This is a genomic window from Candidatus Parvarchaeota archaeon, from assembly GCA_016866895.1.
Lineage (GTDB): Archaea > Micrarchaeota > Micrarchaeia > Anstonellales > VGKX01 > VGKX01.
In genome coordinates, this window is sequence record VGKX01000059.1 from 1 (window position 1) to 6,513 (window position 6,513).

Annotated in this window: 8 protein-coding genes; 6 read left to right on the forward strand and 2 right to left on the reverse strand. The window is 47.7% G+C overall.

From position 1 onward, the window contains the following. The 4 genes from FJZ26_03155 to FJZ26_03170 all read left to right on the forward strand — a co-directional run. The coding region (locus tag FJZ26_03155) for an eight-cysteine-cluster domain-containing protein (protein MBM3229406.1) at nucleotides 1-338 on the forward strand (338 nt) is incomplete at its 5' end. Between the two features lie 46 nt (nucleotides 339-384). Continuing rightward, on the forward strand, nucleotides 385-813 hold the full coding sequence (locus FJZ26_03160) for a hypothetical protein (protein ID MBM3229407.1): 429 nt from the start codon (nucleotides 385-387) through the stop codon (nucleotides 811-813). Between the two features lie 11 nt (nucleotides 814-824). Next, a complete protein-coding gene (locus FJZ26_03165; GenBank protein ID MBM3229408.1) occupies nucleotides 825-1,325 on the forward strand; it encodes a hypothetical protein in 501 nt (166 codons plus the stop codon). Between the two features lie 3 nt (nucleotides 1,326-1,328). Then, complete coding sequence (locus tag FJZ26_03170; GenBank protein MBM3229409.1) at nucleotides 1,329-1,847, forward strand: hypothetical protein; 519 nt, start codon at nucleotides 1,329-1,331, stop codon at nucleotides 1,845-1,847. A gap of 22 nt (nucleotides 1,848-1,869) precedes the next feature. Here the strand turns inward: FJZ26_03170 and FJZ26_03175 are convergent, their stop codons facing one another. Beyond that, a complete protein-coding gene (locus FJZ26_03175; protein ID MBM3229410.1) occupies nucleotides 1,870-2,274 on the reverse strand; it encodes a metallopeptidase in 405 nt (134 codons plus the stop codon). Nucleotides 2,275-2,305: 31 nt separating this feature from the next. Further along, a complete protein-coding gene (locus FJZ26_03180; protein MBM3229411.1) occupies nucleotides 2,306-2,863 on the reverse strand; it encodes a helix-turn-helix domain-containing protein in 558 nt (185 codons plus the stop codon). 113 nt (nucleotides 2,864-2,976) lie between these two features. Here FJZ26_03180 and FJZ26_03185 point away from each other — a divergent pair, with 113 nt between their 5' ends. Beyond that, nucleotides 2,977-4,458, forward strand: a complete 1,482-nt coding sequence (locus FJZ26_03185) for a cysteine--tRNA ligase (GenBank protein ID MBM3229412.1) — start codon at nucleotides 2,977-2,979, stop codon at nucleotides 4,456-4,458. A gap of 141 nt (nucleotides 4,459-4,599) precedes the next feature. Continuing rightward, the gene (locus tag FJZ26_03190) at nucleotides 4,600-6,024 is read left to right on the forward strand and encodes a hypothetical protein (protein ID MBM3229413.1); all 1,425 of its coding nucleotides are present in this window, start codon (nucleotides 4,600-4,602) and stop codon (nucleotides 6,022-6,024) included. Nucleotides 6,025-6,513 lie beyond the last annotated feature (489 nt).

The following is a 6,513-nucleotide window of genomic DNA, read 5'->3' on the forward strand; positions in this document are numbered from 1 at the left end:
CGGGGTATTGCGCCATGATGCAAAACAAGACAATAGCTGGTTTGTGTCTGCAGGCTTTTGGAGGCACGCAGCAGAACGGAACTGGCAGAAGCGATGATGGACGCGGATTGTTGAAAAACGAGTGTGCAACAAATGCCGATTGCACTGTTGGCGGGTGTTCGAGAACAGTGTGCCAGGCCAAAGGAAACGAGCTTGTAACTACGTGCGAGTGGAAGGAGAAATACGCCTGTTATAGGCAACAGTTTGCAAATTGCGGCTGTTTTGAAGGCAAGTGCGCCTGGGCAAGCAACAGCCTTTTGGACAAATGCCTGGCTCAGACAAAGGAAGGCGGCTACTGAGCCAAAAAGAAAAGGGATTAAAAGCGACGGCACGAAAACATGACTGATGGGGACTTACAAGCCGCAGGCAAAAAAACTTGCCCTTGCCGCAACACTGGCAGTACTTATTGCAACGGCAGCTTATTTGCAGATTGCCGCTTTTTTTAGCAGGCAGGGAGCAGTTTATTCCTGGGTTTTTATCGCAGCATATCTTGTTTTTTTGGGCTTGGCAAAGCACATTGCAAGCAATACCGAATATGTGATAAGGAAGGGTGAAATTCAGATTGTTGAGTGGCCTGTGCCTGGAAAAAAGACGTTAAGCACAACAGGCAAACAGATCGTCTTGAAGAAGGATTTGTTTGACATCATATGCAAAACAGCAACAATCGAAATCAGAAGCCAAAATCGTGGATTTTTAGGTGCAAACATTATGGCGCTTTGGGGGATTGAGGAGGGAGAAGCGCGCAAGGCTATGGGCTTGTTAGACAGGGCCTGAGGTTTTTGGATATGGGAAGCATGGCTGAATTTGAAGTTCGTGCTGAAGACGCAGCGAAGCTTGAGTTTTTGGTAGTTGGATCAGGCGCGGGCGGGAAGTATGTCATCAATGAAGTGGAGTTGGGATATTGCATTGAAAATGGCTTCATTGAAGAAAAACGTGCGATTAGATTGGGGAAAAGGCGCCCCACAAAACCCGGCGGGGCGGCTCTGAAGACAAAAACGGAGATATACGCAATTTTGAGAAAATCCGGGCGGGTTGTGGATTTTGATGCAAACGATGATTCCGTTTACTACATATACCCCCAAGGCAATGTAAAGAAAAACGTTTTATTCGAAGCCGTGCTTGTGGTGGCAAAACCAAGCAAGAGTGGAACGTGCGATGCCATTGCAAAGGCCATTAGGATAGGCAAACAGATCAGGCGCGACTCCATGGTTGCGATAAAGAATGGCGGCGGCATTGATTTCTTTAAATTAAAACAGGTTGACTTTCCGCCATGCATAAGAGGCTAGCATATGGCATACTGCACCAAGTGCGCAAGTGAAATAGAGCAGTGGGACACCGGATTTTATACACGGGACCTTCTTTGCCACGTGTGTTATGACGCCAGGAAGGAAATTGCACGCAGGGGGCTTTGCGTCGGATGCAGCAGTTTTGCAAAAAAAAACGACAGGCACGTTATCAAAGGCCATTTTTATTGCGATGAGTGTTTTGACAGGGAAATGGGGGAGATAGCGCAAAGAAGCTGCATCATGTGCAAGAAGGAGCTTGAAGGCTACATGCCACGCAAAACAGCGCCCAGAGGTGGTGTTGTTTGCATGGCATGCTATTCGGTGGAAGTGAAAAAAGCAGGTGACAGGATGAGAATTCAGAACAAGCCTGCCCAAAACAACAAGGAGTTTGATGCAAGTTTTGGATACGCGCAAGATGTGGGAACTGGAAAATGGGTTTTTGAGCCTGCCCCAAATCCTACAGGTGGTCGGCGGCGCGGCGGGGTAATTGGAGTAGTAAACGCCATATTTGGAAGGAAATAAGCTCGTTATTTTAGGCCGGCATTTATTCCTGCCAGCTTGGCTGGCGCGCACTTAATGCGTCAATATACTTTAGGTAGATTTTCCCGACTGTTTTGTCGTTGATGGCGCCGCCTTTGTGGTTGTGCGGCATGAGGGCGCCGGAAAATGTTTTGGGGATGTGCATAAGCTCGTGTATGAGGACTTTGAGTTTTTTTTCTTTGGGAAGGTGGTCGAAATGCTCATGGAGAACTTCAATTATGTAGTATGCGCTAACGCCAAGGGCTTTTTGCCAGATATCGGGCAGGTTCCAGATGCGGGCATAGGCATTGGCCTTTGAGTTTCTTGAGCGCATGCAGATTATGCGGAATTGGTTGATGTGGCCCAGCTGCAGAACAGAGATTATGTGCTCAAGGAGTTCTTGCACATCAGGGGCCGGCTCAACATCCATTAAGACCAACAAGCCTACCAATTTCAATCTCTTACCTGACAACTTTGAGCAAGTCAGCCTTTGTGATTATGCCTTTGAGCCCTGATTTGTCAGCCACAAGCACAGCTTTCTCACTTGCAAGAAGCGCGGCCACAGAGAAGGCAGGCGTCTTGGTTGGGATTTGCGGGAACGGCTGGCCCATTACATCGCCGACTTTAAGATGATGGAGTTTTGCAGAGTCGGTTTTAGCAGCAACAAGATTTGACACTGTTTCCTCGCTGAAGCTGCCCACCTGGACGCCTTGTTTGATTACAGGTGCCTGGGATATGCTGCGGGCGGCAAGAAGCTTGACTGCCCTTGGGACGCTTTCTTTTGGATCAAGGCTTACAATGTCCGGGGAAAGCAAATCTAGTGCGCAGGCCTGCGATTTTATCTGGCAGGATTCGAAGTAATCAAATATTTGTTTTGCATTGGAATAGGATGGGATGGCCTTGCCTGATTCTATCTTTGCAATTAATGATTGCGAAACAAAACATCTGGACGCAAGCTGCGACTGGGACAGGTTTTGCTGAAGGCGCTTTTTCCTGATTTCACTGAGTTCCGGCAGCATGCTTGAATGATTGCGCAGTTGCTTTTATATTAGTTGGTCAACACAACTCAAAAGGCAAAAAGAAATGTGCAGAATTTTAAGATATTTGGTTCTGTTTGCGGTTTGTGGGGGCCATGTTGCGTGTTTATAACAGCTTGAGCAGGAAAACTGAGGAATTTGAACCTGTCAACAAGGATAAGGTCGCTTTGTATGTATGCGGCATTACGCCATACGATTACTGCCACCTTGGGCACGCAAGGACATATGTTGCATTTGACATGATAAAAAGATACCTGAAATTCAGGGGATTTGCAGTATATTGCGTCCAAAACGTTACTGATATTGATGATAAGATTATCAGAAGGGCCAAAGAGTGCGGGCAGGGCCCCCTCGAACTTGCGGCAAAATTTGATGCCTTTTCAAGGGAGGACCTTGCAAGCCTTGGAATCGCCCAGGCCGACGCATACCCTAAGGTGACGCAAAATATCAATGAGATAATAGAATTCGTGAAAAAATTGGTGGACGGCGGCTGGGCATATGCAAACGATACTGGAGTGTATTTTGAAATCTCCAAATTCAAGGAATATGGCAGGCTCTCCGGGCAAAGCCTTGAAAAAATAAGAAGTGGCGCGCGAGTTGAAATTGATGAGGGCAAGAAAGACCCGGCTGATTTTGCTGTTTGGAAGACAACACGCGAAAGTGAGCTTGGATTTGAAAGCCCGTGGGGGAGGGGCAGGCCCGGATGGCATATAGAATGCAGCACGATGTCTGGAAAACACATCCAGGGCACCATAGACATACATGGCGGGGCAAGAGACCTAATTTTTCCTCATCATGAAAACGAGATAGCGCAGTCCGAGGCGGCAGGCAATAGGCCGTTTGTCAAATACTGGCTCCACACAGGATTTCTGACTGTAAATGGGGAAAAAATGGCCAAATCCCTTGGAAATTTTATTACAATACGCGATGCGCTATTAAAGTACAGGCCTTATGCCCTCAGATTTTTTTTCCTGCAAGCCCATTATAGAAGCCCGATGGACTACAGCGACGATGCGGTGGAAAAGGCGCAGAAAAATATTGAAGGTGTATTTGAATTCCTGTCGCGGGCGCGGGAGTTTGCCGACCTGCATGGGCAAAGCGGGGTCGAAAATGAGGAATACGGACAGTTGTTAAAGGCCGGTGAAAGCAGGATTTTTGAGAGGATGGACAGTGATTTTGACACACCCGGTGCACTGGCGCAGGTGTTTGAGATAATCAGGGAAACGAACGCAGCCATGGCAAACAAAGATTTCCAAGACGGGGGGGCGGTTAGCCGGGCGGCAAAACTTGTCTCCGAAGTGTTATCCGTCTTTGGGATTGAAACTCTTGGTGGAATCGACATCTTCACGACAAAGTCAAAAAAACGCGTGAAGATGCCAATAGACATCGGCATTGAAAATCTGGCAAAAATAGCAAAGGAGAATGGCGTAGCGATTAAAAGCGGAGTAAGCGCCAGGAAGTTTGTTGAGCTGCTTGTGGAAGAGCGGGAAGTGTTTAGGAAGGCAGGAAACTACAAACAGGCAGACTTGATTCGAGAAGGGCTTACCAGGAATAAAGTGATTGTAGAGGACTTGTAGGTGGATGTTTTGGAGCCCATAACCAATCCAGACGCACGGTCCTTAATATGGCGGACCGGCACGCAAAGCAGGGGAGGGCAGGTTTTAGGGAGGTTGGCTGGAGATGGGAGGCGCAGCCAGTTTTTGGTGGAATTTTTGGGCATGGATTCAGTCATTTTGCATTCCAATACAACAATTACCGTGCTTTACGAAAAACAAATATCCGACCTTCCTGCAACGGCCGCCAATTTGGGCATAACCCTTGAAGAAATTAACACCATGCATAATGAGGAGCTTAGAAGGCCCGCGGCAAGGCCAGGGAGAGGCGAGACGCAAGATGAGGGGCAAATGATAATGGTCAGCCTGATACTCAAAAACACAAGAACCGGAGAGTTGATAAGGCGGTCGGTTATGATTGCCAAGGGCTCCACACCGATAGATGCGGTTGGGGCGGCGTTTGAAAACACGATAATTACAAACCACGAGCTTGGGAGGTATGTGAGAAGCATAAACGGCCTTGGAGAAAGACGGGGTGGATGGGGCTTGCAGTTTTATATAAACGGGCGGCTGCCGTGCGTCATGATTGAACCTATAGTTGGCGCGCAAACGCAGGAAGGCTATGTTTTTAGTCTGCAGAAAAAACAAGCCGAATATTTTGCTGTGTTGGAGTGTTTTAGGCGAAGGCAGGCTGCTGAAATGTTATTTGCCGGCGCAGCAAACAGATTGAATTGCGAAAGTTGGTTTGAGTCGGTTTGGGGCAGGTTGAGGGTTGGCGGCAGGATAAATGCAGCTAAAGAAACTGAACACGAGCATTTAGGATGGAAGAAGAGAAGGTGTGGCACTTGCCGGCCCGAATGCGACGTACGGCAAGATTTTGCGGAAAAATCATCTGAATGGTTTTTGCACGAATTGCCGACAAGTAACTGGTACGTAGCCGCAAACAATCAGGCCGTAAAGGAGGGCAACGGTTTCCAACAAAATAGCTGCGCATGCCAAGCAACTATGACGGCTAAAGAGACGCTATCAGGCGCCTACACCCAATTAAGGCACGAAACTGTTGATAGTGTTTTGACGCGGCTTGGGTATGTAAAACTCGACCAAAATATCAAGAATGTGACTGATGCACGGGTTGATTTGTGTTGTGGAGGCCGGGTTGGTTATAATTATACTGAGACTGAATCGGAAATAGAAATCAGAGAAGAGGGGGCGGCCGGCGGCATCGCCAGTAGGTCGCGGATGGCCCTAAACCGCACCCCAGAGCATACAACACAGGAGAATTATAAGATAAAAAACCCCATATTTGAAGTTGTTGGTCTTGGCCATAGAAAACGCGCCAAAGCAGCCATAAGCACCAGTGGTGGCGGCAGGAGTGATTATGAGAGGGCAGACAATTGCGATGTCTTCGGTTGCGCAAAACTGTTGGTTGAAGAATTTGAGTATGTTGGCAGAGTTGTACTGCTCGCAGGAAAAAGCACTACAAAAACGCGGCCTTGCAAGAACGGACTATTAAGTGTTGTTGGGGGAAGGATGCAGAACCAGGGAAATGCCGGCAGGCAAAAACAGGGGTTTAGCTCAAAGTCTCGATAAAACCATCGATGGCCCGCTGGTAATTTGAAGTCTCGCGGGTGGTGTTTGAAAGCCCGCGCGAGTTGTTTTTGTACGAGGAGGATAGGATTTCGTAGTAGGCCTTCCCGAAAGCCGCATCAAAAACTATTGTCTGTTCAAGTGATTTGTGCGGCATTGCCGAGTACAGTGCCGCAAGCTGGCGAAGTTGCGCTATTGCTTTGCGGGCAGTTGGAGAAAGATTGTATTTGTTGTGTTTTCTCCCAGTGAAAAAACTCAGGAGAATTTCAAAAAATTCCAGAATTTTTTCAGCTGCTTTTTTATGTGGTGGGAGTTTTTGGAACTCGATTTTTCTGAGCTTTTCTACTTCTTGCGAATCAACATCCTTCATGCCTGCCGCAAACGAGTAGGTTTTGTTTATTTTGGATATTTCAGAGGATATTGAAAGCTCAGAAACCTGCCCTTCCATGATGAGTGGGGCAGAAGCCTCCCTCGCGTTAGAAAACGTTTCAC

Coding starts and splice junctions, on each gene's coding strand:
- FJZ26_03160 (MBM3229407.1), top strand. CDS start 385: ATGGGGACTTACAAGCCGCAGGCAAAAAAACTTGCCCTTGCCGCAACA.
- FJZ26_03165 (MBM3229408.1), top strand. CDS start 825: ATGGGAAGCATGGCTGAATTTGAAGTTCGTGCTGAAGACGCAGCGAAG.
- FJZ26_03170 (MBM3229409.1), top strand. CDS start 1,329: ATGGCATACTGCACCAAGTGCGCAAGTGAAATAGAGCAGTGGGACACC.
- FJZ26_03175 (MBM3229410.1), bottom strand. CDS start 2,274: ATGGATGTTGAGCCGGCCCCTGATGTGCAAGAACTCCTTGAGCACATA.
- FJZ26_03180 (MBM3229411.1), bottom strand. CDS start 2,863: ATGCTGCCGGAACTCAGTGAAATCAGGAAAAAGCGCCTTCAGCAAAAC.
- FJZ26_03185 (MBM3229412.1), top strand. CDS start 2,977: ATGTTGCGTGTTTATAACAGCTTGAGCAGGAAAACTGAGGAATTTGAA.
- FJZ26_03190 (MBM3229413.1), top strand. CDS start 4,600: ATGGATTCAGTCATTTTGCATTCCAATACAACAATTACCGTGCTTTAC.